Genomic DNA, 23,870 nt, shown 5'->3' with positions numbered 1-23,870 from the left:
GGGGTGGCCGGATGGCCGGCGACGACCCGCGGCGGCCCGGGCCGCCGGCACCCGACGGCGGACGGCCGGACCCCCCGACGCTCGGCGAGAGCCGCCGCTGGGCGCACAGCGGCGCCGAGCCGATCAGGGCGCGGAGCGACATCCGGCTGCGGTGGCTGCTCTCGGTGGTCTTCGCCCCGGTGTTCCTGGTGGGCGCCGGGGTCTTCGCCTACCTGGCCTCGGTGTCCACCCGCGCGGGCGGGATGACGAGCCGGAGCGCGCTGGTCGCGGCGGCGGTCATCTGCGCGGCCGTGGAGCTGGTGATCGCCGCCGACCTGGTGGTGCTCCGGCACCGGATCCGGGAGCAGCGCCGATGGGGGCGCTGGGACGCACGGGTCGACGGGCAGCGGGGGCGGCGGTGAGGTGACGCCGGCGGGGTGACGGGGCGGCGGGGTGACGGTGGCGCGACCAGGACCTTCCGGGGGCCCGGGCCGCAACGACGGCTGCGCGTCAGTGATTTGTGCCGGACGCCCTCAGGCCCGACCATGGGCCGCGCTCGCCGCTCGGCCTCCTCCGCGTGACCTGCGGCGCTCCCTCTCCCAGGGCCACCACCCCGTCCCCAGCGGATCATTGACGTAGCGTCATGGCCCGGGGACGGAGGGTGCTTGTAGACCCTTGAGGCGCCGTCCGGGTCCGTTCCTCCTCGGTTCACCCGATGGTGGTACGTCGGGATTGAGTCGTTCAGCAAGATCCCTAGGGTTGTCGCAGCTTCAACCGGTTGGGACCGGTCTTGGCTGTCACGGTGGGGAGGACATCATGGCTTCGGAAGTGGCGCACTGGCGGGACCTCGCGGCCTGCAACCGTACTGATCCCGAGGACCTGTTCGTTGACGGAGCGGCCCAGCATCGGGCGAAGGCGGTGTGCATGGGCTGTCCGGTCAGGACCGAGTGCCTGGCCTACGCGCTCGACCACCGGGTCGAGTTCGGCGTCTGGGGTGGTGCCACCGAGCGGGAGCGCCGGGCGATCCTGCGCCGGCGCCCGACCGTGCGGTCCTGGCGGCAGCTTCTGGAGACGGCCCGGGTGGAGTGGGGGCGGGAGGCCGATCCGGAGCAGTCGGCGGAGGGGACCTCGCTCAGGTCGGCGTAAGCGGGGAGCCGGGCGGCTCCGCGGGCGTTCGGGTGGTGGCCCAAAGCTCTGAATGGTGGTTCACTGCTTGCATGCCGTATCGCAAGCCGCCCGCGGAGCTCCGCCGGCTGGAAGCCGCCCGGGACCGGCTGGTGACCTGCGCCACCGCCGTGGTCGCCGAGGTGGGCTGGGCCAGGGCCTCGGTCAACGCGGTGGCCGACGCGGCCGGCATCTCCGCCGGGTCGGTCTACCAGCACTTCGCCTCCAAGGCGGAGCTCTCGGTGGAGGTGTTCCGGCGGGCCGCCGGGCACGAGGTGGAGGTCCTCGGCGAGGTGCTGCGCGGACCGGGCGACCCCGTCGAGCGGCTCGGCCGCGGGGTGGAGGTCTTCGCCCGGCGGGCGCTGGAGAACCCCGGCCTGGCCTACGCCCTGCTGGCCGCCCCGGCCGAGCCGGCGGTCGGCGCCGAGCGGCTCGCCTACCGCCTCCGCTATCGCGCGCTCTTCGCCGAGGTCATGGAGGAGGGGATGGCGAAGGGCCTGCTGCCCGAGCAGGACGGTGCGATCACCGCCGCCGCGCTGACCGGGGCGGTCGGCGAGGTGCTGGTCGATCCGCTCGACCCGCTCGGCGGCGGCCGCGGCCACGCCTCTGCTTCCGCCTCCGCTCCCAGTTCCGCCCCGGCTCTGGGCGCGGGCCCGGGCGCGGGCACGCGGGATGCCGAGGCGCTGCTGGCCGAGCTCATCGCGATGGCGCTGCGCTGCGCGGGCGCGCGGCAGTACTCCGGCTGATCCCGGCCGTCCCCGGGTGTCCCAGCCCGGTTCGGCCGCCCCCACGGAAAGGACCCCGTCCCATGTCCACCACCGCAGCCCCGCACAGCAGCCCGAGCGCCGTCACCCACCAAGTGGTCAACCAGGCCCCGCCGTTGACCGGGCACGACGCCGCCGACGACGCGGTGCTGCTGGAGGGCGTCCGCCGGGAGGGCGCCGCATGGTGCCTGGACGACCTCCACCGGCTGGGTCGCCTGGTCGGCGGCGAGCCCGCCCGCGTCTGGGCCGATCAGGCCAACCGGCACGAGCCCGAGCTGCGCACCCACGACCGCTACGGCAATCGCGTGGACGAGGTGGACTTCCACCCCGCCTACCACTCGCTGATGGACGCCTCGGTGAGCGCCGGGCTGGCCGGCGCGGCCTGGGCGGACGAGCGCCCCGGCGCCCATGTCGCCCGGGCGGCCGGCTTCATGGTCGCCAGCATGCTGGAGCAGGGCCACCTCTGCCCGGTCTCGATGACCTACGCTGCGGTCCCCGCCCTCCGGCACGCCCCCGAGCTGGCCGCGGTCTACGAGCCGCTGCTCACCAGCCGGGTCTACGACCCGGGGCTGCGCACCCCGACCGAGAAGCAGGGGCTGCTCGCCGGGATGGGGATGACGGAGAAGCAGGGCGGCACCGACGTCCGCGCCAACACCACGGCCGCCGTCGAGCGGCCGGACGGCAGTTGGCGGCTGCGCGGCCACAAGTGGTTCACCAGCGCTCCGATGAACGACCTCTTCCTGGTGCTGGCGCAGGCGCCGGGCGGCCTGTCCTGCTTCCTGGTGCCCCGGGTGCTGCCGGACGGCAGCCGCAACACCTTCCGCATCCAGCGGCTCAAGGACAAGCTCGGCAACCGCTCCAACGCCAGCAGCGAGCCGGAGTTCGACGACACGGTGGCCTGGCTGGTCGGCCCGGAGGGCAAGGGGGTGCGGACCATCATCGAGATGGTCACCATGACCCGGCTGGACTGCGTCCTCGGCACCGCCGGGACGACCCGGGAGGCCCTCGCCCAGGCCGCCCACCACACCCGCCACCGCTCGGTGTTCGGGCGGCGGCTGATCGACCAGCCGCTGATGCGCAACGTGCTGGGCGACCTGGCGCTGGAGTCGGAGGCGGCGACCACCCTCGGGCTGCGGCTGGCCGGGGCCGCCGACCGGGCGCATCGCGGGGACGCCGGTGAGCGCGCCTTTCTGCGGCTGGCCACCGCGGTGGGCAAGTACTGGGTGTGCAAGCGGGCGCCGATGGTGGTCGGCGAGGCGCTGGAGTGCCTGGGCGGCAACGGGTACGACGAGGCCTCGGGGATGCCCAGGCTGTACCGCGAGGCGCCGGTCAACGGGATCTGGGAGGGCTCGGGCAACGTCAACGCGCTGGACATGCTGCGGGCGCTGGCCCGCGAGCCGGAGTCGCTGGAGGCCTTCCGGGCCGAGGTCGAGGCGGCCTCCGGCGCCGACGCCCGGCTGGATGCGGCCTGGCGGGAGCTGCTCGGCGAGCTGGCCCGGTCGGAGGATGCCGAGCTGCGCGCCCGGCGGCTGATCGAGCGGGCGGCGCTGGTGCTCCAGGGCTCGCTGCTGGTCCGGCACGCGCCGGCGGCGGTGGCCGACGCGTTCTGCGCCTCCCGCCTGGCCGGCGACCGGGGCCTCGCCCTCGGCACCCTGCCCTCCGGCACCGACTTCACGGCCCTGCTGGAGCGGCTGCCGGCCTGAGCGGGAGTGCGGCCTGCGGCCTGCGGCTTGCCGCCGAGTCGCCGAGTCGCTGAGCCGCCGTCCGCCGGAGGCCCGGTCGCCCGCTTCAAGCTGCGCCGGATTTGTTGACGTGGTGTCAGGCGGGCCGTTAGCGTCTGTGACGCCTGTTCAATGAGGGTGAATCAGTTCCGGGGGCGACGACGGCGTCGCGCCGGCCACAGCGAGGCGCGCGCGAGTCGAGGGGACGGCACCATGACCGCCACAGGGACCGAACGGTCCGGTCTGGATCCGCAGCATCTGCAAAGACGGCTGACCAGCCGGCAGTTGACGATGATGGGCCTGGGCGGAGCGATCGGCACCGGGCTCTTCCTCGGCTCGGGGCTGGCCATCAGCAAGACCGGGCCCTCGGTGGTCCTCGCCTATGTGGCCTGCGGGCTGGTCGCCCTGGTGATCTGCTGGGCGCTCGCCGAGATGGTGGTGGTCCACCCGGAGGCCGGGGCCTTCGGCGCGATCGCCCACTCCTACCTCGGCGTCGGGGCCGGTTTCGTCCTCCGCTGGACGTACTGGGCGATGCAGGTCATCGCGGTGGGCGGAGAGGTGATCGCGGCCGGGATATACCTCTCCTACTGGTGGCCCCAACTGCCGCTGTGGATACCGGTGGTGGTCTTCTCGCTGCTGGTGCTCGGCATCAACGCGGCCGCCGTCCGGCTCTTCGGCGAGTTCGAGTACTGGTTCTCGATGATCAAGGCGACGGCGATCGCGGTCTTCATCCTCCTCGGCGCGGCACTGATCTTCCTCGGACTGCCCCACCGCGCCCCCACCGGCCTGGGCAACCTCACCCGGCACGGCGGGTTCCTGCCCAACGGCGTCACCGGGCTCGGCATGGCCATGGTCTTCGTCCTCTTCAGCTACATCGGCACCGAGGTCGTCTCGGTGACCGCGGCCGAGTCGGAGAACCCGGCCCGGGACATCCCGCGGGCCGCCCGCCGGATGATCCTCCGGCTCGGCCTCTTCTATGTGCTGGCGATCCTGGTGGTGGCCGCGGTGGTGCCGTGGACCGTGACCGCCCAGGGCGGCAGCATCCAGGCCAGTCCGTTCGTCCGGGTCTTCGCCTCGGCCGGGGTGCCGGCGGCGGCCGGGGTGATGAACTTCGTCGTCCTCACCGCCGCGCTCTCCAGCGCCAACGCCAACCTGTACCTGACCACGCGGATGATCCACTCGCTGGCCGGGCACGGCTTCGCACCGCGCTGGAGCGGGCGGCTGACCCGCAACGGCGTTCCGCTCAACGCCCTGGGGCTGTCCGCGCTCGGCCTGGTGATCGGGGCAGTGCTCTCGGCGAAGTCCGACTCGCAGGCGTATCTGGTGCTCTTCGGGATCTCGGTGTTCGCGGCGATCACCGTCTGGATCATGATCCTGGCCACCCACACCGCCTTCCGGATCCGCCGCCGGAGGCTGGGCCTGCCGGCCTCGCCGGTGCGGCTGATGGGCGCACCGGTGACCTCGGGACTGGCGGCGCTGTTCCTGGCCGGGGTGCTGGTCTCCACCTTCTTCATCCCCGGGCTCGACCCGGCCTGGAAGTTCGGCATCCCGTTCTTCGCGGTGCTGGCGGCGGTCTACGCCGTGCTGCGGGCGAAGGGCTTCCGGGGACGCGAAGAGGGGCCGCTGGCCCGGGAGTTGAGGGAGGCGGCGGCCCCGGGCCACGACCACGAGGCCGCCTAGGGGCCGCCCCCGTCGCTCTACAGCTTGCGGTACTCGCGCACGGCGTCCGCGACGGCCGCCACGTCCGAGCGGTCGCTGTAGTAGTGGAAGGAGAGGCGGACCGCGTCGCCGCGGGCGGCGGTGACGATCCGGCGTTCGGCCAGCCAGTGGGCGAGCCGGTTCGGGTCCTCGTCCCGCAGGGCGATCTGCGGCCCGCGCTGCGCCGGGTCGGCCGGGGAGGCCAGCCGCTCGCCGGAGTCGAGGAGGACGGTGGCGAGTTCGTCGACCAGGGTGGAGACATGGGCGTAGCCGGTCACCGGGTCGATCCTGTCCAGCATGTCCATCCCGGCGTTGGCGGCGTAGGCCGCGGGGATGGCGGGAGTGCCGCTCTCGAACCGGCGGGCGGCGGACGGGAAGTCCAGCCCGTCGGGGTCGAAGGCGTACGGGTCGACCCGGCCGAACCAGCCGGTGAGCTCCGGGTCGCGGGGGTGGGTGAGGCCCGCGCGGACGTAGAGGAAGGCGATCCCGGGCAGGCCGAGGAGGTACTTCAGCGCCCCGGAGACCAGGTAGTCGCAGTCGAGTTCGCGGACGTCGAGGGGGAGCACCCCGGCGCCCTGGTAGGCGTCCACGAAGACTCGGGCGCCCCTTTCGTGCGCCAGCGCGGCCACCTCCCGGACCGGGAGCCGAGCCCCGTTGCGGTAGCAGACCAGCGGGACGGAGACCAACCCGGTGCGCTCGTCCACGAGTTCGGCGTAGGCCTCGGCGGGCGGCGGGGCGTCGCCGTGGCCGCGCACCATGGCGACCCGGGCTCCGCGCTGCCGCTGGGCGTGCCAGACATGCGCCACGGAGGGGAACTCCAGCTCGGTGCTCACCACTTGGGGCCGCTCGGTCCAGTCGAGTCCGGACGCCGCCTGGAAGGCCCCGGCCGAGGCGCTGGGCAGCACGGCTATCTCCTCGGCCGTCGCGCCGATCAGCCGGGCGAACCGGGTCCGGGCCCGCTCGACCTCGGCCATCCAGGTCTCCCAGGCCGCACCCTGGTCGCGGAGGGTCTCGGCGTAGCCGCGCATGGCCTCGGTCAGGCGCCGGGACACCGCTCCCTGGCTGCAGCTCGCGAGGTGGACGGTGTCGCGGAGGGAGGGGAACTCGGCGCGGAACTGCTCGGGCGTGAGATCGGGCGTGCGAAGCGACGTCATATGGTGGTCGACCTCCTGCGGGGACTTTCAATGGAACCGAAGGATTTTAATCTCATTCAACAGCATGCACCGGCGGTAGCGGGAGACGCGCTGTGCGAGGATTCCTGACGTGCTTGGCGCCCAGATCCGCGAACTGCGGACCACCCGCGGTATGACCGTCGCCCAGCTGGCCTCCGCGGCCGGCGTCTCCACCGGGCTGATCAGCCAGGTCGAACGCGACCTCGCCGATCCCAGCCTGGAGACCCTCCGCAAGGTCTCCAAGGCGCTCGGCGTCCCGCTGTTCAGCCTCTTCCAGAGCGGTGACGCGGCCGCGGTCTCGGTGGTCGAGCGGGACCGCCGGATGCTGGTGCGGTCGCCGTCCGGGGGCGCCAGCTACTCGCGGATCTCGCCCGGCCACGGCCGGCTGGAGATGCTGGAGGGTCGCCTGCCGCCGGGCGGTGCCTCCTCGCCGGAACCGTGGACCCACCCCTCGGAGGAGTGCGCGGTGGTCGTCTCGGGGCGGCTGACCATCGAGGTCGCGGGGGAGGAGCGGTCGCTCGGGCCGGGCGACAGCTGCTACTTCGACTCCAGCCTGCCGCACCGCTACGTCAACCACGGCGAGGAGCCGGTCGAGTTCATCGTGGCGGTCACCCCGCCCAGTTACTGACGGGGGCCTCGACTCCGGCTAGCGGGCGGCGAGTTCGAGCACCGCTATCCCCGCCAGGACGGCGGTGCTGGCGGCGGTGCGGACCCGGCCGAAGCGCTCGCGGAAGAGGAAGGTGCCGATCAGGGCGCCGATGACGATGCTGGTCTCGCGGAGGGCCGCGATGCCGGCCAGGCTGCCCGGGGCGCGGGACTGGGCCCACACCACCAGGCCGTAGGCGGCCAGCGACAGCGCGCCGCCGAACAGCCCGCGGCCCCAGGCGGGCCGGAGCGCCGGGAGCAGCGCCCGGCCGCGGACGGCGAGGGCCACCAGCGGCAGCGGAAGCGCCTGCACCAGGAACATCCAGCCGACGTAGCCGAGGACGCTGCCGGCCTGCCGCACCCCGGTGCCGTCCACCACGGTGTAGGAGGCGATCAGCGCGCCGGTGGCCACCGCGGCTCCCAGCGCGGGAACCTGGCCGCGCCCGGGGATCCCGTCGGCGAAGGCGAGCGCGGCCAGGCCCGCGGAGAGCACCAGTACGCCGGTCAACTCGCCCACGGGCAGCGCCTGTCCGAGCACGGTGACGGAGAGCACCGCGACCACCCACGGCGAGGTGCCGCGGGCCAGCGGGTACATCTGGCCGAAGTCGCCCAGCCGGTAGGCCTGCAGCAGCATCGCCTGGTAGCCGGCCTGGAGCGCGGCCGAGGAGGCGATGAACGGCCAGGCCGCCCGGTCCGGCGCCGGGGCCAGGCAGACGATCGCCGCCGCGCAGAGGAGGTAGCCGAGGTCGATCAGGACGAACCCGGCGAGCTTGTCCTCGGAGGCGTGGGCCAGCGCGTTCCATGCGGCGTGCAGCAGTGCCGCTCCCAGTACGGCGACCACGACGGACGCGACCACGGGCGTCGGCCCCCTTCGGTTGTTCGGCTTGGCTGTCAGGACTCCGGCCGGCCAGTCGGCTCCGGAAAGTCGTTCCACGTATACCATGAGTTCATGGAACAGAATTCCCAAGCCGGTTTCTCGGCCCGGATCAGGTCCCGGCTGCCCGGGTTGCGGGACGCCGAGGCACGCGTCGCGCAGGTGCTCCTCGACCGGGGCGGGGAGCTGGTGCGGCTGAGCGTGAGCGATGTCGCCGAGCTCGCCGGGACGGCGGCCTCCACGGTGGTCCGCACCTGCCAGCGGCTCGGCTTCCGGGGCTTCCAGGAGGTGAAGATCCTGGCGGCGGGCAGCGTCTTCGGCCCCTCCTCCGGCGGCGGGGAGGGTGACGCCGACCCGCTGAGCCGGAGCGTACGGGCCGCCCGGGAGACGCTGGAGGGGCTGGCCGGGACCGTGTCGCAGGCCCAGCTAGACGAGGCGGCCGCCGCCCTGGGCTCCGCCTCGCGGGTGCTGGTCACCGGGGCCGGGCTCTCCGCCGCGGTCGCGCTGGACGCGGCCTACCGGCTGAGGGCGCTCGGACTGGCCGTGGACGCGCCGGCCGATCCGCTGACGGCGCAGCTCTCCGCCGGGCTGCTGCCGGCCACCGGGGTCTGCCTGGCGATCAGCCACACCGGGGCGACCCGGACCACGGTGGACGCGGCCCGCCGAGCGCGCGAGGCCGGAGCCGAGGTGATCGCGCTGACCAGCTACGCGCGGACGCCGCTGACCGAGCTGGCCACCCGGACGCTGCTGGCGGGCGGGCAGGACCTGGTGCTGGGCCTGGAGGCGGTCGCCGGCCGGCTGGCGCATCTCGCGGTCGTGGACGCGTTGGCGCTGACGCTGCTGGAGGACGGCGGCGCGGCGGCGCGACGCGCGCTGTCACTGGCCGCGGAGGTGACGGCGGACCACGCGTACTGAGCCCGGCGACGCGGACTGCCGCGGCCGACAGCGGAGTCCGGGCGGCCGCCGGCGGGTCGGGTCGGCGTGAAGCCGGTGGGTCAGGTCAGAGTGAAGCCGGTGGGTCAGGTCAGGGTGAAGTAGGCCAGGCTGCCGAGGCCGGCGAGGACGCAGTAGGCGGCGAACGGGATCAGCGTGCGGTGTTCGAAGTAGCGGACCAGATAGCGGGTGGCCACATAGGCCGCCGCGAAGGCGGCGGCGCCGCCGGCCAGCAGGGGGCCGCGGAGGCCGTCGCCGGCCGGCCCGAGCAGCGGCGGCAGCTTGAGCAGCGCCGCTCCGCCGATCACCGGGGTGGCGAGGAGGAAGGCGAAACGCGCCGAGTCCTCGTGGTTCATCCCGCGCAGGATGCCGGCGCTGATCGTGGAGCCGGAGCGGCTGATCCCGGGGAGGAGGGCGAGGATCTGCGCGGCGCCGATGCCCATCGCCTGACGGATCGTCATCCTGGTGATCCGCAGGTCGGAGAGCTGGTCCGGGGGCAGATCCTCCTCGCCGGGAGCGAGCGACCGCCCGGCCCGGCGGCGCCCGGTGCCGCCGCGCCGCAACCGCTCGGTGACGAAGAGGACCACGCCGTTGAGGGCGAGGAAGACGGCGGTCGGCACGGGCCGGCCGAGGGTGGTGCGGAACACCTTGTCCAGGGCCACCCCGGCGATCGCCACCGGGATGGTGGAGGTGATCAGCAGCCAGGCCAGGCGCTGCTCCACGGTCTCGATCCGCCGCTCGGTGACCGAGGTCAGCAGCCCGCGAAGCACCCGCAGCCAATCCCGCCAGAAGTACACCACCAGCGCGAGGGCGGTCGCCAGATGCAGGCCGACCAGCTCGTTGAGGTACATCGAACCGTCTGCCGAGACGTTCAAATCCCGGGCCCAGTGCCCGCCCAGCAGAGCGGGCACCAGGATGCTGTGCCCGAGGCTGGACACCGGGAACAGCTCGGTGACTCCCTGCAGCAGGCCGACGCCGACGGCTTCGGGATAGGAGAGGGCGGACATGGCGGGCCTTCGACTAGGGGCGCGGTGGGCTCGGACGTCCGGAACCTATGCCACGCCGGCGGCCCCGAGCGGGTGTGCGAGAGGTGTTCGGCCCGCCGTCGCGCAATGTTCATTCCGGCACCCGCACACCCGGCCGCCGCAGGCGGCGCCGTACGGCCGGGCGGTCCAGCTCGCGGAAGCGCGGGCGGAGCACGGGGAGCAGGGTCGCGGCGAGGTACCCGGCGGCGCCCAGGGCGAGGGCCCCGGGGAGGCCGGCCGCGGTGGCCGCGAGGCCGCCGGCCAGGCCGCCCAGGGGGACGCCGATCCAGCAGCCGGCGTCCACGGTGGCCATCACGCGGCCGTAGAGCCGATCGGGGACCCGCTGGTAGAGCAGTGTGCCGAAGAGCGGGTTGAGGGTTCCGGCGCCGAGCCCGGCGCAGCCGAAGACCGCCGCCACCGCCCACAGCGGCACACCGGCCGCCAGCACCGCGAAGCGCGGTGCCCCGCCTAGGAAGAAGCCGGCCACCAGGACCAGCCGCTGCGGCAGTCGGGCCCCGAAGAGGGTCATCAGCAGGCTGCCGGCGATCGAGGTGAGGCCGGCCACGGAGGAGAGGAGGCCCAGCTGTGCGGCGGAGCCGCCGTGCGCGCGGATCCAGGCGGGCAGCAGGACCGAGATCATCGCCGAGTCCAGCAGGTTGGTGACGGCGACCATGCCGACGATCGCGCGGAGCAGGTGGTCCGAGCGGAGGAAGTCCCAGCCGGCGGCCATCTCCTCGCGATAGCGGGCGGACTGTGCGGGCTGCATGGGCTGTGCGGGCTGCACGGGCTGTGCGGGCTGCACGGGCTGTGCGGGCGCGGCCGAGGCCGGGTCCGCGTCCGTGCGCTGCCGGGGCGTCGACAGCGGGACCAGTACCGCGCCGAAGGCGAACAGTGCGGCTGTGGCGAGCAGGGCGTTGGGCGCACCGAAGAGCGCGATCAGCGCACCCGCCACCGCCGGTCCTGCCACCAGCGCGACACGGCCGACCGTGCCCAGCAGCCCGGTGGCCCGCTCGATCCGGACGCCGGCCCGCCCGGCCGCCGCCGGGACCAGTACCTCCTTGGCGGTGTCGCCCGGGCCGCGGGCCGCCCCCAGCAGTGCGACCAGGGCGAAGAGCAGCGGCCAGTGGAGGGCGCCCAGTGCGTGCGCCAGGCTCACCGCCCCGGCTGCTGCGGCGCTGAGGACGTCCCCCCACACCGAGACGCGGCGACCGCCGATCCGGTCGACCAGCGGACCGCCCGCCGCCTTGACCAGGACGTACGGTGCCAGCTCGGCGGCGGTCACCAGCCCGGTCAGCCGGACGCCGCCGCTGCCGGCGAGGACGAACCAGGGGATCGCCACCGAGGAGAGCCGGGTGGCGGTCTGCGCCAGGCCGTTCGCCGCGAGGACGCCGGCGAGGGCCGCGAGCGCCGGCCGCCGGCCGGGCGGCGCGGGCAGCGCGCTCACTCCGCCCCGCTCTCGCCGCGCAGGTGGCCGGGGCGCGGGAAGGACTGCACCTGGAGGACGAACGGGGCCGCGCCCTCCGGGAGTTCGGCGTCCGGCCGGTAGCGCGGGTAACGTGCCATCAGCTCGACGATCTCCTCGGTCATCCGCGTCGCCTCCTCGGGGGTGAGGGCGTACTGGAGGTCGCTGAAGGTGCCGGCCGCGCGCCAGGCCGCGGGCAGGTAGGCGGCCTCCTCGGCGGCCTGCCGCATCCGGTCCGCGTACAGCGCCGCCACCTCGCGGAGGTAGGCGGAGCCGGTCTCGCGCTCCTCGGGATCGCCGCCGCCGAGTTCGAACTGCGAGGTCCGGTGCACCGCCCGCCACCAGCGGTCGCGGGCGCTGCCGCGCTCGGCGTCCTCGGCGATCAGCCCGCCGGCGGCCAGTTTCCGCAGGTGGTAGCTGGTGGCACCGGAGTTGAGCCCGAGCCGCTCGGCGAGCCGGCTGGCGGTGGACGGCCCCTCGGAGCGCAGCAGCCCGAGCAGTCGGAGCCGTACGGGGTGGGCGAGGACCCGGAGGGCGGCGGTGTCCAGCAGGATCGTGTCATCGGCCATGCCGGTACGGTAGAACACCAAGAAGTGTTTGCAAAGGGTTCTTTGCGAACCGGATTCGGGTCCGTCCGGACGCTCCACAGCCGGGGCGGTGCGGCCTACGCTGGTGGAGGCCGCCGGCGGAGGGGAGCACGGCATGGAGTCCGGTACGGAGTTCGACGTCCTCGTGGAGATCCCGCAGGGCAGCCGCAACAAGTACGAGATGGACCACTCGACCGGCCGGATCAGGCTGGACCGGATGCTCTTCACCTCCACCCGCTACCCCGCCGACTACGGCTACATCGAGGGCACCCTCGGTCTCGACGGCGACCCGCTGGACGCGCTGGTGCTGAGCGGCGAGCCGGCCTTCCCGGGGGTCCTGGTGCGCTGCCGGGCGATCGGCATGTTCCGGATGACCGACGAGCACGGCGAGGACGACAAGATCCTCTGTGTCGCCGCCCACGATCCGCGCACCGCCCGCTTCCGGGAGCTCTCCGACGTGCCGCCGTACGACCGGATGGAGATCCAGCACTTCTTCGAGGTCTACAAGGACCTGGAGCCCGGCAAGTCGGTGGAGGGCGGCGGCTGGGACAGCCGGGCTGCGGCGGAGGCGGAGATCGAGGCCTCGCGGAAGCGGGCGCAGTCGCCGGGCCGCTGAGCCCCCGGCCGGCCGGCGGGCCCGGTCCGGAGTGTCAGGACGCCGACCGGGCCGCCGAGGCCGCGACCAGTGCGCCGTTGGGGCGCTGCGGGACCCCCGTGCGGCGGTCGGTGGGTGCGGGCAGGGGCGGCATCGGGCGGCGGCGGAGGGCCGCCCTTTGGCAGGCGATCAGTCCGGCGAGGAGCGTGCACAGCGCGGCACTGCCGCCCGCCGTGCCCCAGCCGAGGCCGCCCTCGGCGACCGGCTTGGTGAGGTAGTCGCCGCCGGCGGCGCCGAGCGGGCGGGTGAGGACGAAGGCCGTCCAGAACAGCAGGGTGCCGCTGACCGGGGTGAGGAAGTGGGCGGCGGTGATCAGCACCAGCACGGCCGCGATGACCAGGAAGGCGTTGCGGAAGCCGAGCCCGGTGTCGTCGGAGAGCCAGTCGCCGGTGGAGGTGCCGAGGGTGTTGGAGACCAGGATGGCCGTCCAGTAGAGGATCTCGCCGGTGCGGCTGGAGATGTTCTCCACGTCGTAGGTCTGGCCGGTGCGCTGCCAGAGGAGGAAGACCAGCAGCAGTGCGGTGGTGAGGAGGACGGCGCCCCCGCCGTAGCCGATGCCGCGCGGGGCGCTGCCGTGGCCGAGGCCGCGGTTCATCAGATCGGAGATCTCGGTGCCGACCAGGCTGGTGCCGAGGACCGTCGCCCAGTAGAGCGCCGGGTGGTGGCGTTCGGCCCGCACCTGGGCGACCACCACCGCCAGGAAGAAGCCGAGGAAGACCAGCGCGGTCGGCAGGTAGCCGATCCGGAAGGTGATGCCGAAGAGGTCGCCGGCCGTCTCGCCCAGGGTCACCGCGACCGTCTTCAGCAGCCAGAAGAGCAGCGTGATCTGGGGGAGTTTGCGGAGCACCCGCATCCCTCCCAGCTCGACCGGCGGCAGCTGCGTCTCGGGCTGTGTGGGCATCTCGCTCCGCTCTCTCCGCGTCGGCGTCGGCGTCGGCGTCCGGGTGGCTGTGGGGGCCTGACGCGGCCATCATGCCGATGCGCGAAGGGAGTCCGGGCCGCTGAGCGGCTCCGAGCCGGATCATCACCCGAAGGGGCGACCCATCCTCGGAGCCGGCTCTGAGCGGGCTGTGCGAGGGCTTTCGGGACGGCGGACTACTCCGGGTGCGGCCCGCGGCCCGCGTCACGGCCCGCCTCACGGCCCGCGTCACCGCCCGTTCCGCGGCCCGCCTCGGGGGCCGGCTCGCCGGGGGCCTCCTCGGCCGGCGCGGGGCGGCGCTGCAGCCAGACGAACCAGGCCAGGCCGAAGAGGAGCAGGACGCCGGCGACGAAGAAGTTCAGGCGCAGGCCGAGGAAGTGCAGCGAGTAGTCCACCCGCAGCGACTCCTCGATCAGGCGGAACGCCGAGTAGCCGGCGACGTAGAGGGCGAAGAGGCTTCCGGGGCGGACCCTCCCGGTGCGGCCGAGGAGGATCAGGCCGGCGGCCAGCAGCAGGTCCCAGACCAGTTCGTAGAGGAAGGTCGGGTGGAAGGTGGTGTACTGCAGATAGCCGGGCGGGCGGTGGGCGAGGGCGATCCGCAGGCCCCAGGGCAGGCTGGTGGGGCCGCCGAACAGCTCCTGGTTGAAGTAGTTGCCGATGCGGCCGACCGCCTGGGCGATCAGCAGGCAGGGCGCGATGGCGTCCATCATCAGGGTCAGCGAGGCGCCGGCCCGCCGCACCCGCCAGGCGCAGACCGCGAAGGCGAGGGCCACCCCGCCCCAGATCCCGAGCCCGCCGTCCCACACCGCGAGCGGGCCCCACCAGGTGTGGGGCATCTGGCTGGGGGTGGTGACGTCGAAGTAGATCCGGCCGCCGACGATCCCGGAGACCACCCCCCAGATCGCCAGCTCGTCCACCAGCTCCGGGTCGCCGCCGACGGCGCGCCACCGGCGGCGGCCCAGCAGCACCGCGAAGGCGATGCCGACGATGTACATCAGGGCGTAGAAGTGCACGAACAAGGGTCCGAGGGAGAACCCGTTGATCGGCGGGCTGGGGATCGAGGCGAGTTGCACGCGGACAGCGTAGGCCGCGCGGCCCGGATCAGGCGCGGAAGGCCTCCGGGCGGCCCTTCGCGGCCTCGGCCAGCGCCTTCTCCACCTCGGCCCGCCCGGCCCGCAGTCCGTAGACGGGGGAGCCGGGCTGCTGGCGCCAGGAGTCGTCGATGCCGCCGCCGTCGACGGTGTCGAAGCCGAGCTGGTCGATCAGCTCGCGGACGAGCCGCTTGGCGGCCGGGTCGTCGCCGGCCACCGGCAGCGCCATCCGGTCCGGGTCGCCCGCCGGGCGGGGGCGCTCCAGCAGGTCCTGGGCGTAGGTGCCGTTGAAGGCCTTCACCACCGGGTGGCCGAGCTGCCGCTCGACCCAGCGGCTCTCGGTGAGGCCCTCGTCCTCGACGGCGTCGATCCGCCCGTCGCGCTGCGGGTAGTAGTTGTTGGTGTCGACCACGACGAGACCGTCGGCGGCGCCGTCCAGGATCCCGTCCGGCAGCGCGGGGACGTTCTTCAGGGGGACGGTCACCACGACCAGGCGCGCGCCCTGCGCGGCCTCGGTGGCGGGCACCGCGGTCGCCCCCGTCTCCTCGGCCAGGTCGCGCAGGGTCTCCGGGCCGCGCGAGTTCGCCACCCGCACCTCGTGTCCGAGCGAGGCCAGCCGGCGGGTGAGGTTCCCGCCGATGTTCCCCGCGCCGATGATGCCGATCCTCATCCGAACCTCCGTGCTCCGTGCCGGCCGCTCACCGGCGGATGTCAGCAACCTCGCATCCTCCGCCGCTATTTCCCCGGCGGCCGCGCCGAGAGCGGCCGCAGCGCCTCGTCCGGGGTCCGGGGGGCCGGCCGGCACCGTACTCGACCGCGGCCTGCGTCGGCCCGCGGCGCCCGGTCGGTCGCCCGCCGCAGGCGACGGCTGACCGCCACCGACGGCTGACCGCCGCGGTCCGGATGGACCACGCGGTCTGGCGCGCGGGCGCCGGCGCGGGCGACGATCGCGGGTGGGCGGCCCGGCGATGCCAACGACCGGCTGCGATGCGGCTGCCCCGGCCAACTCTCCACAGACGACCGGGAGTTCATCTCATGATTAACCGCGAGGGCACCGGCGGCGGGCGATGACCTCGGCCGCTCCGGGACCGGTACGGCTGCTCCTCACCTCGGACACCCATGTGCCGAAGCGGGCCCGGCGGCTGCCCGGGCCGCTGCTGGCCGGGATCCGCGAGGCGGACGTGGTGGTGCACGCCGGCGACTGGGTGGACGAGGCGACACTCGACCTGCTGGAGGCGGAGTCCAACCGGCTGATCGCGGTCTGGGGCAACAACGACGGGCCGGGCCTGCGGGCCAGGCTGCCCGAGGTGGCCACCGCCGAGCTGGCCGGCGTCCGGCTGGCCGTCGTCCACGAGACCGGTGCCGCGACCGGCCGCGAACGGCGCTGCGCCGCCCGGTTCCCCGACACCGACCTGCTGGTCTTCGGGCACAGCCACATCCCGTGGGACAGCACCGCCCCCGGCGGCCTCCGCCTGCTGAACCCCGGCTCGCCGACCGACCGCCGCCGGCAGCCCCACCACACCTGGATGACGGTGGAGTTGGCGGCCGGCGGGATCGGGCCGGTCGAGCTCCACCGGCTGGACTGAGCGTCGCCGCCGGGGCTCAGTCCGCCGCCGCCTCCGCCGCGGGGGCCGGGGCCGCCGGGGGTTCCGCGGCGGGCCGGGCGCGGGACGGGGTGAAGGTGCAGGGCATCCGCTTGATGCCGTTGATGAAGCTGGACAGCAGCCGCTCCGGCTCCCCGTCCGTCCGCAGGTCCGGTATTCGGGTGAGGAGTTCGCGCAGCATGGCGGCGATCTCGGTACGGGCCAGGTTCGCGCCCAGGCAGAAGTGCGGGCCCGCGCCGCCGAAGCCGACGTGGGGGTTGGGGGAGCGGGTGATGTCGAAGCGGTCCGGGTCCGGGAAGACCTCCGGGTCGCGGTTGGCCGCCCAGTAGTAGAGCAGCACCTTGTCGCCCTTGCGGTAGTCGTGGCCGCCCATCCGGTGGTCCGCGGTGAGGGTGCGGCGCATCCAGATCACCGGCGAGGCGCAGCGGACGATCTCCTCGACCGCGCCGGGGAGGTAGCGGTCGAGGTCGGAGCAGAGCAGTGCCCGCTGGTCGGGGTGGTCGCTGAGGAGCTTCAGGCCGTGGCTGATCGCGTTGCGGGTGGTCTCGTTGCCGGCGGCGCAGAGGATGATGAAGAAGGAGCCCAGCTCCTGCTCGGTGAGCCGCTCGCCGTCCACGTTGGCCGTGGAGAGGGCGGTGATCAGGTCCTCGGTGGGGTGCTCGCGGCGGTCGGCGGCCAGCCGCTGGACCAGGTCGTGGAGTTCCTGTCCGGCGCCCAGCAGCCTGGTCACCGTCTCGTCGTCGTCCTCGGTGAGGAACTCCGGGTCCTGGCCGGCCAGGATGGTGTTGGAGGCCTCGTAGACCAGCCGGTAGTGGCTCTCCGGGATGCCCATCATCCGGCAGATGAAGGTCAGCGGCAGCCGGGCGGCGACGTGCTCGACGAGGTCGCAGGGGCCGCGCTCGATCAGCTCGTCGACGATCCGGCGGCTGGTCTCGACGATCTGCTCCTGGGAGCGGCGCAGCATCCGGGGGGCGAAGGCGCGGGAGACGATCCGGCGGATCTTGGCGTGCCGGGGGTCGTCCATGGTGATCAGCGAGCCGAAGTACTCGGCGAACTCCGGTGGCATGTCCGGGATGCTGATCGCCGAGGGCTCGGAGCTGAAGAGCTCCGGGTGCCGGCTGGCCTCGGCGACGTCGGCGTGCCGGGTCAGCGCGTAGTAGCCGGGGCCGACCGGCATGTAGGAGACCTCGGGCTCGGCGTAGAGGGGCGGGTGCGGCAGGGCGCGGAGCAGGGCGAAGGCCTCCGCGCGCTCCTCCAGCGGGCGGGCCCAGAAGTCCCGTTCGGACAGGTCGATCTCTTCGTACCGCACGGCCGACCGCCCCCTGAGGCTGATACGCGACGCCTGGATCTGTATCTCCGCACCACGCTAGAGGCAGGGCGCGGCCGTGCGCAACGGTGCTGCGGGCGGCGAGCGCCGGCGGGCCGCGACCCCGACTCGGCCGCCGGTCGAGAGCAGTCGCCGGCCGGTGGAGAGCAGTCGCCGGCCGGGATCGCCGTCCCCCGCGCCCCTGAGCCGCCCATCGGGCTTCCGCGGGGCGGCCATCCGGGTGGGGCTCGTTTGTCACCGGGGAAGCGGGGGAAGCCGCCCGGCCATGGTGGGATTCGGGCTGGGTGAGGAGCCGGCCGCGTGGTTGCGCGGTTGGCCGGTGTTTCGGCAGTTGCGGGGAGAGGGCGGCGACAGGACCGGACGGGGCGCGGCGGCGGCCTCCGCCCATACCCGCTCGCTGACGCCGCGGACCGCGCAGGCGGACCGCGTCGTCGGCTCCATCTGCCCCTACTGCGCGGTCGGCTGCGGTCAGCAGGTCTACGTCCGCGACGAGCGGGTGGTGCAGATCGAGGGCGATCCGGACTCGCCGGTGAGCCGGGGGCGGCTCTGCCCCAAGGGGTCGGCGACGCTTCAGCTGACCACCGGCGACGCCCGCCTCCACAAGGTCCTCCACCGTCGGCCGTACGCCACGGACTGGGAGGAGCTGGACCTCGACACCGCGATGGAGATGGTCGCCGAACGGGTCGTCAGAACCCGCCGGGAGACCTGGCAGCAGGAGCACGAGGGCGACCGGGTCAACCGCACCCTCGGGATCGCCTCGCTCGGCGGCGCCACGCTGGACAACGAGGAGAACTACCTGATCAAGAAGCTCCTCACGGCCCTCGGCGTGGTCCAGGTGGAGAACCAGGCGCGGGTCTGCCACAGCTCCACCGTGGCCGGGCTGGGCACCTCCTTCGGCCGCGGCGGGGCCACCACCTTCATGCAGGACCTGGCGAACTCCGACTGCATCGTCATCCAGGGGTCGAACTTCGCCGAGGCGCACCCGGTCGGCTTCCAGTGGGTGATGGAGGCCAAGGAGCGCGGGGCCACCGTCATCCACGTAGACCCCCGCTACACCCGCACCAGCGCGATGGCCGACCTCCACGTGCCGCTGCGGGCCGGCACCGACATCGCCTTCCTCGGCGGCATCATCAACCATGTGCTCAGCAACGGCCTGGACTTCCGCGAATACGTGCTGAACTACACCAACGCGCCCTTCCTGGTCCGCGAGGACTTCCAGGACACCGAGGAGCTGGACGGCGTCTTCTCCGGCCTGGACGAGGAGGAGCGCCACTACGACCCGGCCAGCTGGCAGTACGCCGGCGCCGGGGTCGAGCCCGCCGTCGGCGAGCGGGAGAAGCCGCTGCCCGGCTCCCAGGCCACGGTCGGCCGGGCCGGTACGGCGGAGAGCCACGGCTCCGGCGGTGCCGCGCTGCACGGCGAACCGGAGCGGGACGAGACGCTGACCCACCCCCGCTGCGTCTACCAGGTGCTGAAGCGCCACTTCGCCCGCTACACCCCGGAGATGGTGGAGCGGGTCTGCGGGGTGTCGGCCGAGGACTTCCGCCGGGTCTGCGAGGCGCTGACCGAGAACTCGGGTCCCGAGCGCACCAGCGCCTTCTGCTATGCCGTGGGCTGGACCCAGCACACCGTCGGCGCCCAGTACATCCGCACCGCCTCCATCCTCCAGTTGCTGCTGGGCAACATCGGCCGGCCCGGCGGCGGCATCCAGGCGCTGCGCGGCCACGCCTCGATCCAGGGCTCCAGCGACATCCCCACCCTCTTCAACCTCCTCCCCGGCTACCTGCCGATGCCGCACGCCCACCGCGACGACTCGCTGGACGACTACCTGGATACCGTCCGCACCGAGAAGGGCTACTGGGCGGAGGCCCGGTCGTACCTGGTCAGCCTCCTCAAGGCGTACTTCGGGGACGCCGCCACCGAGGAGAACGACTACTGCTTCGACCACCTGCCGCGGCTCACCGGCTCGCACAGCACCTACGAGACCGTCCTCGCCCAGCTCGACGAGGTGTGCAAGGGCTACTTCCTGATGGGGGAGAACCCGGCGGTCGGCTCGGCCGACACCCGGCTGCAGCGGCTCGGGATGGCGAAGCTGGACTGGCTGGTGGTCCGGGACTTCTCCCTGATCGAGTCGGCGACCTGGTGGAAGGACGGCCCGGAGATCGAGACCGGGGAGCTGCGCACCGAGGACATCGGCACCGAGGTCTTCTTCTTCCCGGCCGCCGCCCACACCGAGAAGTCCGGGTCCTTCACCAACACCAACCGCTGGCTGCAGTGGCACTCCGCCGCCGTCGAACCCGGCGGGGAGGCCCGCAGCGACCTGTGGTTCATGTACCACCTGGGCCGGATGATCAAGGAGCGGCTGGCCGGCTCCGAGGACCCGATGGACCGTCCGATCCTCGACCTGGCCTGGGACTACCCGGTCGAGGGCCCGCACCAGGAGCCCTCCGCCGACGCCGTGCTGGCCGAGATCGGCGGCCGGGACGCGGACGGCCGCCACCTGTCGGGCTACACCGAGCTCAAGGACGACGGCTCCACCTCCTGCGGCTGCTGGATCTACTGCGGGGTGTACGCCGACGGCGTCAACCAGGCGGCCCGCCGTAAACCGCACACCGAGCAGAACTGGATGGCCCACGAATGGGCCTGGGCCTGGCCGGCCAACCGCCGCATCCTCTACAACCGCGCCTCCGCCGCCCCGGACGGCACCCCGTGGAGCGAGCGCAAGGCGCTGATGTGGTGGGACCCGGACGCGGGCGAGTCCGGCCGCTGGGCCGGCCACGACATCCCCGACTTCCCGCCCGAGCTGGCCCCCGGGCACGAGCCGCCCGAGGGTGCGACCGGTCCCGAGGCGCTGCGCGGCGACGACCCGTTCATCATGCAGGCGGACGGCAAGGGCTGGCTGTACGCCCCGGCCGGGCTGGTGGACGGCCCCATGCCGACCCACTACGAGCCGCAGGAGTCGCCGTTCCGCAACGCCCTCTACGGGCGGCAGCGCAACCCGGTCCGCCAGGTCTTCGACCGCGAGGGCACCCGCTACCACCCCAGCGGCGACGAGCAGGGCGCCGGGGTCTTCCCGTACGTCATCACCACCCACCGGCTCACCGAGCACTTCACGGCCGGCGGGATGAGCCGCTGGTCGCCGTACCTCTCCGAGCTGCAGCCGGAGATGTTCGCCGAGGTGTCGCCGGAACTCGCCGCCGAGCGCGGGCTGGAGAACGGCGGCTGGACCACGGTGATCACCGCGCGCGGGGCGATCGAGGCCCGGGTGCTGGTCACCGACCGGATCACGCCGCTCCACCTGGACGGCCGCACCGTCCACCAGGTGGGGCTGCCCTTCCACTGGGGCCCCAACGGATACAGCACCGGGGACGCGGCCAACGAGCTGTCGGCCATCTCCCTCGACCCGAACGTCCACATCCAGGAGGTCAAGGCGCTCACCGCGGACCTCCGCCCGGGCCGCCGGCCGCGCGGCCCGGCCCTGCCCCGCCTGCTCGAGGAGTACCGCCGCCGGGCCGGCATCACCCCCCGTACCGGAATGGAGGCCTGATGTCCGATCAAGAGCCGCAGCGGATGGGATTCTTCACCGACACCACGGTCTGCATCGGCTGCAAGGCCTGCGAGGTCGCGTGCAAGGAGTGGAACGCCATCCCCGAGGACGGCGGCCCGCTCACCGGGATGTCCTACGACAACACCGGCGATCTGGGCGCGTCCACCTGGCGGCATGTGGCCTTCATCGAGCAGAGCGGGCCGCGCACGATCGCCACCGAGAGGCCCGCGCCCGCCCAGCAGGCCGAGAAGCCCGCTTCCGGCGAGGAGGGCGGGCCGCCGCAGCCGGACGGGCGTCCGGAGCTGCGCTGGCTGATGTCCTCGGACGTCTGCAAGCACTGCACCCATGCGGCCTGTCTGGACGTCTGCCCCACCGGTGCGATCTTCCGCACCGAGTTCGACACCGTGGTGGTGCAGGACGACGTCTGCAACGGCTGCGGGTACTGCGTCCCCGCCTGCCCGTACGGCGTCATCGAGCAGCGCCCGGACGACGGCGGCGCCTACAAGTGCACGATGTGCTACGACCGGCTGGGCGACGGCCAGGAGCCGGCCTGCGCCAAGGCCTGCCCCACCGACTCGATCCAGTTCGGCCCCCTCGACGAGCTGCGCGACCGGGCCGCGGTCCGGGTCGACCAGCTGCACGCCCGGGGCCAGTCCGAGGCCCGGCTCTACGGGCACGACCCGACCGACGGGGTCGGCGGCGACGGCGCCTTCTTCCTGCTGATGGACGAGCCCGAGGTGTACGGGCTGCCGCCGGACCCGGTGGTCACCACCCGCGACCTGCCGGAGATGTGGCGGCACGCGGGCTACGCCGCCCTGGGCCTGCTGGGCGCGGCGGCGGCCGCCTTCGGAACCGACCGACTGGGACTGCGGAAGGGGGGGACCCGTTGATGGGCCGCAAGCGCAGGCGCGCCGGCAAGGGCGAGGAACTCATGGTCGAGAAGGCCGAGTTCACCTCGTACTACGGCCGCCCGGTGATCAAGGCGCCGTCCTGGTCGGCCCGGGACATCGCCGGGTACTTCTTCCTGGGCGGGCTCGCCGGGGCCGGCTCGATGCTGGCCGCCGGGGCGGAGGCCACCGGACGGCAGGGGCTGGCCCGCACCATGCGGGCCTCCTCGCTGCTGGCGATCTCCGGCTCCACCGCGGCCCTGATCCACGACCTGGGCCGGCCCCGCCGCTTCCTCAACATGCTGCGGGTGGCCAAGCCCACCTCGCCGATGAGCATGGGCTCCTGGCTGCTCACCGGCTACGGCACGGTGGCCGGGATCGGCGCCGGTCTTGACGTGGTCGGCCGGCTGCCCCGGGTCCGCGCGGCCGCCACTCACGCCTCCGCACTGCTGGGCGCGGGCGTCGCCACCTACACCGCCGTCCTCGCCGCCGACACCGCCGTACCGGCCTGGCACGGCGCCCGGCGCGAACTCCCGGCGCTCTTCGCGGCCTCGGCGGCCTGCGCGGCCTCCGGGGCGGCGCTCCTCGCCGCCCCGCCCGGGCAGACCGGTCCGGCCCGGCGGCTGGCGCTGATCGGCTGCGCGGCGGAGCTGGTCGCGGAGCGGGCGATGCTGCGCGGCCTGGAGGACCCGGTGGACGAGACCTATCAGCAGGGGAAGGCCGGCCGGCTGATGCACGCGGCCTCGCTGCTCTCGGTGGCGGGCGCGGCGGCGGCGCCGTTCGCCGGGCGGCGGTGGGTGGCCGCTCCGGCCGGGGCGGCGCTGCTGGCCGGCTCGCTCTGCACCCGGCTGGGCGTCTTCCACGCCGGGATCGCCTCCGCCGAGGACCCCAAGTACACCGTGCTGCCGCAGCGCCGCCGGCTGGACGCGGCCGCGGCGGAGCGGAAGGCCCAGGAGGAGCGCGAGCAGAAGGAGAAGCGCGAGGGGCGCGAGGGGCGCGAGGAGCGGCCTCAGCCGGCCACGTAGCCGCCGTCCACCGGCGGCGATAATGTGCGGGCCGGGGATTCGGGGGGTGCGCCCGCATGACGATGCTGATCAGCCTGTCCGAGGACGATCACGACCACAACTGGTTCGCCACCAGCACTCTGTTCCGCTGGGCCGCCGACTTCGTCCTGGCCCGGATCGACGATCCGAAGCTGGTCGAGGAACTCGGCTGGGAGGTCGTGTGCGGCTACCTGTACGTCGGCCAGATGGCCGAGCCGCACCGCTCGCGGGTGCTCCTGGCGCTGCGCGACGAGCTCCCCGAGGTGGTGGACCGGAGCCTGTACCCGGCGCCCGTCGCCCCGCAGCACCGGCCGTTCGCGGCCCGGGCGAAGCGACTCTCCGAGCTGGCCCGCGATCTGCGCCTGGAGCCGGACCCCGTCCCGGACACCACGGTGACTGCGACCCGGCTTCGCGAGGGGTGGTGGATCGGGTTCACCTCGGGCCGCTACGGGGGCCGGGACATCCTGAGGGCCGTGCTGGCCGATCTCGCCAACGACGAGCGGCGGTCGGACGCGGAGCTCCAGCGGCTCACCGGCTGCGTTCGCCTTGAGCTGGCGAGGCTGGCCATCCGCAGCCGCGGCATGGAGGTGTACACCGTCGGCGAGGTGGCGGCGGTCCAGGCCGCCCTCGCCGCCTTCGCCCGGCCGGGCGGGTACGGGACGCCGGCGGAGTTCCGGGCCTGCCTGGGGTACGACCGCGAGGACGTCGCCCTGCTGGGCGCGCGGTTGGCCCGCGCGCTGGAGGGGGCCTCCGGGGAACGGCCGCCGTGGTGA

General features: G+C 73.9%; 22 protein-coding genes. 13 read left to right on the top strand and 9 right to left on the bottom strand.

The window, feature by feature from the left end:
* Positions 1 to 11: 11 nt before the first annotated feature.
* The 5 genes from BS73_RS10805 to BS73_RS10785 all read left to right on the top strand — a co-directional run bounded on the left by BS73_RS10805 (position 12) and on the right by BS73_RS10785 (position 5,308).
* Positions 12 to 401 (top strand): DUF6343 family protein, encoded by a 390-nt coding sequence (locus tag BS73_RS10805; RefSeq protein WP_235215366.1) that lies wholly within the window; start codon positions 12 to 14, stop codon positions 399 to 401.
* A 394-nt stretch (positions 402 to 795) separates the two neighbouring features.
* Complete coding sequence (locus tag BS73_RS10800; RefSeq protein ID WP_051939796.1) at positions 796 to 1,125, top strand: WhiB family transcriptional regulator; 330 nt, start codon at positions 796 to 798, stop codon at positions 1,123 to 1,125.
* A gap of 71 nt (positions 1,126 to 1,196) precedes the next feature.
* Complete coding sequence (locus BS73_RS10795; RefSeq protein ID WP_037571412.1) at positions 1,197 to 1,889, top strand: TetR/AcrR family transcriptional regulator; 693 nt, start codon at positions 1,197 to 1,199, stop codon at positions 1,887 to 1,889.
* Positions 1,890 to 1,951: 62 nt separating this feature from the next.
* Positions 1,952 to 3,610: an acyl-CoA dehydrogenase family protein gene (locus tag BS73_RS10790; protein WP_037571411.1), complete on the top strand. Its 1,659-nt coding sequence runs from the start codon at positions 1,952 to 1,954 to the stop codon at positions 3,608 to 3,610.
* Positions 3,611 to 3,841: 231 nt separating this feature from the next.
* Positions 3,842 to 5,308, top strand: a complete 1,467-nt coding sequence (locus BS73_RS10785; protein ID WP_051939795.1) for an amino acid permease — start codon at positions 3,842 to 3,844, stop codon at positions 5,306 to 5,308.
* 17 nt (positions 5,309 to 5,325) lie between these two features.
* Here the strand turns inward: BS73_RS10785 and BS73_RS10780 are convergent, their stop codons facing one another.
* Positions 5,326 to 6,480 carry an aminotransferase class V-fold PLP-dependent enzyme gene (locus BS73_RS10780; RefSeq protein ID WP_037571410.1) on the bottom strand — a complete coding sequence of 385 codons (1,155 nt, stop codon included), beginning with the start codon at positions 6,478 to 6,480 and terminating at the stop codon, positions 5,326 to 5,328.
* Between the two features lie 109 nt (positions 6,481 to 6,589).
* Here BS73_RS10780 and BS73_RS10775 point away from each other — a divergent pair, with 109 nt between their 5' ends.
* Positions 6,590 to 7,126, top strand: a complete 537-nt coding sequence (locus tag BS73_RS10775; protein WP_037571409.1) for a helix-turn-helix domain-containing protein — start codon at positions 6,590 to 6,592, stop codon at positions 7,124 to 7,126.
* Between the two features lie 18 nt (positions 7,127 to 7,144).
* On the opposite strand, the gene BS73_RS10770 is transcribed toward BS73_RS10775, so the two are convergent.
* A complete protein-coding gene (locus BS73_RS10770; protein ID WP_037571408.1) occupies positions 7,145 to 7,999 on the bottom strand; it encodes an EamA family transporter in 855 nt (284 codons plus the stop codon).
* 93 nt (positions 8,000 to 8,092) lie between these two features.
* Between BS73_RS10770 and BS73_RS10765 the strand changes: the two genes are divergently transcribed.
* Complete coding sequence (locus tag BS73_RS10765) at positions 8,093 to 8,932, top strand: MurR/RpiR family transcriptional regulator (RefSeq protein WP_037571407.1); 840 nt, start codon at positions 8,093 to 8,095, stop codon at positions 8,930 to 8,932.
* A gap of 104 nt (positions 8,933 to 9,036) precedes the next feature.
* Here BS73_RS10765 and BS73_RS10760 read toward each other — a convergent pair whose 3' ends face one another.
* The 3 genes from BS73_RS10760 to BS73_RS10750 form a co-directional block, all read right to left on the bottom strand.
* Positions 9,037 to 9,957: an undecaprenyl-diphosphate phosphatase gene (locus BS73_RS10760; protein ID WP_037571406.1), complete on the bottom strand. Its 921-nt coding sequence runs from the start codon at positions 9,955 to 9,957 to the stop codon at positions 9,037 to 9,039.
* A gap of 109 nt (positions 9,958 to 10,066) precedes the next feature.
* Complete coding sequence (locus BS73_RS10755; protein ID WP_037571405.1) at positions 10,067 to 11,419, bottom strand: MFS transporter; 1,353 nt, start codon at positions 11,417 to 11,419, stop codon at positions 10,067 to 10,069.
* Positions 11,416 to 12,006 carry a winged helix-turn-helix domain-containing protein gene (locus BS73_RS10750; RefSeq protein ID WP_051941376.1) on the bottom strand — a complete coding sequence of 197 codons (591 nt, stop codon included), beginning with the start codon at positions 12,004 to 12,006 and terminating at the stop codon, positions 11,416 to 11,418. The genes BS73_RS10755 and BS73_RS10750 overlap by 4 nt, the downstream gene beginning before the upstream one ends.
* 133 nt (positions 12,007 to 12,139) lie before the next feature.
* Here BS73_RS10750 and BS73_RS10745 point away from each other — a divergent pair, with 133 nt between their 5' ends.
* Positions 12,140 to 12,640 (top strand): inorganic diphosphatase, encoded by a 501-nt coding sequence (locus BS73_RS10745; protein ID WP_037579047.1) that lies wholly within the window; start codon positions 12,140 to 12,142, stop codon positions 12,638 to 12,640.
* Between the two features lie 34 nt (positions 12,641 to 12,674).
* Here BS73_RS10745 and BS73_RS10740 read toward each other — a convergent pair whose 3' ends face one another.
* The 3 genes from BS73_RS10740 to BS73_RS10730 all read right to left on the bottom strand — a co-directional run bounded on the left by BS73_RS10740 (position 12,675) and on the right by BS73_RS10730 (position 15,359).
* A complete protein-coding gene (locus BS73_RS10740) occupies positions 12,675 to 13,580 on the bottom strand; it encodes a COG4705 family protein (protein WP_200886679.1) in 906 nt (301 codons plus the stop codon).
* A gap of 194 nt (positions 13,581 to 13,774) precedes the next feature.
* Positions 13,775 to 14,671 carry a prolipoprotein diacylglyceryl transferase gene (gene lgt, locus BS73_RS10735; protein ID WP_051939794.1) on the bottom strand — a complete coding sequence of 299 codons (897 nt, stop codon included), beginning with the start codon at positions 14,669 to 14,671 and terminating at the stop codon, positions 13,775 to 13,777.
* 28 nt (positions 14,672 to 14,699) lie between these two features.
* Positions 14,700 to 15,359 (bottom strand): NADPH-dependent F420 reductase, encoded by a 660-nt coding sequence (locus tag BS73_RS10730; protein ID WP_037571395.1) that lies wholly within the window; start codon positions 15,357 to 15,359, stop codon positions 14,700 to 14,702.
* A gap of 397 nt (positions 15,360 to 15,756) precedes the next feature.
* Here BS73_RS10730 and BS73_RS10725 point away from each other — a divergent pair, with 397 nt between their 5' ends.
* The gene (locus BS73_RS10725) at positions 15,757 to 16,275 is read left to right on the top strand and encodes a metallophosphoesterase family protein (RefSeq protein ID WP_037571393.1); all 519 of its coding nucleotides are present in this window, start codon (positions 15,757 to 15,759) and stop codon (positions 16,273 to 16,275) included.
* A gap of 16 nt (positions 16,276 to 16,291) precedes the next feature.
* Here the strand turns inward: BS73_RS10725 and BS73_RS10720 are convergent, their stop codons facing one another.
* Positions 16,292 to 17,602: a cytochrome P450 gene (locus BS73_RS10720; protein ID WP_063836960.1), complete on the bottom strand. Its 1,311-nt coding sequence runs from the start codon at positions 17,600 to 17,602 to the stop codon at positions 16,292 to 16,294.
* A 283-nt stretch (positions 17,603 to 17,885) separates the two neighbouring features.
* Between BS73_RS10720 and fdh the strand changes: the two genes are divergently transcribed.
* From fdh to BS73_RS34575, 4 genes are read left to right on the top strand one after another with little or no spacing between them, the layout of a single operon-like run.
* Positions 17,886 to 21,167, top strand: coding sequence for a formate dehydrogenase (fdh, locus tag BS73_RS10715; RefSeq protein WP_051939793.1), 3,282 nt, complete (start codon positions 17,886 to 17,888; stop codon positions 21,165 to 21,167).
* The gene (locus BS73_RS10710) at positions 21,167 to 22,057 is read left to right on the top strand and encodes a 4Fe-4S dicluster domain-containing protein (protein WP_037571391.1); all 891 of its coding nucleotides are present in this window, start codon (positions 21,167 to 21,169) and stop codon (positions 22,055 to 22,057) included. The genes fdh and BS73_RS10710 overlap by 1 nt, the downstream gene beginning before the upstream one ends.
* Entirely contained in the window at positions 22,057 to 23,079 is a 1,023-nt protein-coding gene (nrfD, locus tag BS73_RS10705) for an NrfD/PsrC family molybdoenzyme membrane anchor subunit (RefSeq protein ID WP_063836959.1), read from the top strand. The genes BS73_RS10710 and nrfD overlap by 1 nt, the downstream gene beginning before the upstream one ends.
* Before the next feature lie 56 nt (positions 23,080 to 23,135).
* On the top strand, positions 23,136 to 23,870 hold the full coding sequence (locus BS73_RS34575; protein WP_051939792.1) for a hypothetical protein: 735 nt from the start codon (positions 23,136 to 23,138) through the stop codon (positions 23,868 to 23,870).

It is taken from the genome of Phaeacidiphilus oryzae TH49 (genome assembly GCF_000744815.1).
Lineage (GTDB): Bacteria > Actinomycetota > Actinomycetes > Streptomycetales > Streptomycetaceae > Phaeacidiphilus > Phaeacidiphilus oryzae.
This window is presented reverse-complemented; position numbering and strand designations above follow the sequence as displayed.

What these genes read in the sequence shown, in the direction of transcription:
- nrfD (WP_063836959.1), top strand. Translation starts at nt 22,057, where the DNA reads ATGGGCCGCAAGCGCAGGCGCGCCGGCAAGGGCGAGGAACTCATGGTC.
- BS73_RS10805 (WP_235215366.1), top strand. Translation starts at nt 12, where the DNA reads ATGGCCGGCGACGACCCGCGGCGGCCCGGGCCGCCGGCACCCGACGGC.
- BS73_RS10725 (WP_037571393.1), top strand. Translation starts at nt 15,757, where the DNA reads ATGACCTCGGCCGCTCCGGGACCGGTACGGCTGCTCCTCACCTCGGAC.
- BS73_RS10800 (WP_051939796.1), top strand. Translation starts at nt 796, where the DNA reads ATGGCTTCGGAAGTGGCGCACTGGCGGGACCTCGCGGCCTGCAACCGT.
- BS73_RS10795 (WP_037571412.1), top strand. Translation starts at nt 1,197, where the DNA reads ATGCCGTATCGCAAGCCGCCCGCGGAGCTCCGCCGGCTGGAAGCCGCC.
- BS73_RS34575 (WP_051939792.1), top strand. Translation starts at nt 23,136, where the DNA reads ATGACGATGCTGATCAGCCTGTCCGAGGACGATCACGACCACAACTGG.
- BS73_RS10785 (WP_051939795.1), top strand. Translation starts at nt 3,842, where the DNA reads ATGACCGCCACAGGGACCGAACGGTCCGGTCTGGATCCGCAGCATCTG.
- BS73_RS10765 (WP_037571407.1), top strand. Translation starts at nt 8,093, where the DNA reads ATGGAACAGAATTCCCAAGCCGGTTTCTCGGCCCGGATCAGGTCCCGG.
- BS73_RS10710 (WP_037571391.1), top strand. Translation starts at nt 21,167, where the DNA reads ATGTCCGATCAAGAGCCGCAGCGGATGGGATTCTTCACCGACACCACG.
- BS73_RS10740 (WP_200886679.1), bottom strand. Translation starts at nt 13,580, where the DNA reads ATGCCCACACAGCCCGAGACGCAGCTGCCGCCGGTCGAGCTGGGAGGG.
- BS73_RS10780 (WP_037571410.1), bottom strand. Translation starts at nt 6,480, where the DNA reads ATGACGTCGCTTCGCACGCCCGATCTCACGCCCGAGCAGTTCCGCGCC.
- BS73_RS10730 (WP_037571395.1), bottom strand. Translation starts at nt 15,359, where the DNA reads ATGAGGATCGGCATCATCGGCGCGGGGAACATCGGCGGGAACCTCACC.
- BS73_RS10750 (WP_051941376.1), bottom strand. Translation starts at nt 12,006, where the DNA reads ATGGCCGATGACACGATCCTGCTGGACACCGCCGCCCTCCGGGTCCTC.
- BS73_RS10790 (WP_037571411.1), top strand. Translation starts at nt 1,952, where the DNA reads ATGTCCACCACCGCAGCCCCGCACAGCAGCCCGAGCGCCGTCACCCAC.
- BS73_RS10745 (WP_037579047.1), top strand. Translation starts at nt 12,140, where the DNA reads ATGGAGTCCGGTACGGAGTTCGACGTCCTCGTGGAGATCCCGCAGGGC.
- fdh (WP_051939793.1), top strand. Translation starts at nt 17,886, where the DNA reads ATGGTGGGATTCGGGCTGGGTGAGGAGCCGGCCGCGTGGTTGCGCGGT.
- BS73_RS10760 (WP_037571406.1), bottom strand. Translation starts at nt 9,957, where the DNA reads ATGTCCGCCCTCTCCTATCCCGAAGCCGTCGGCGTCGGCCTGCTGCAG.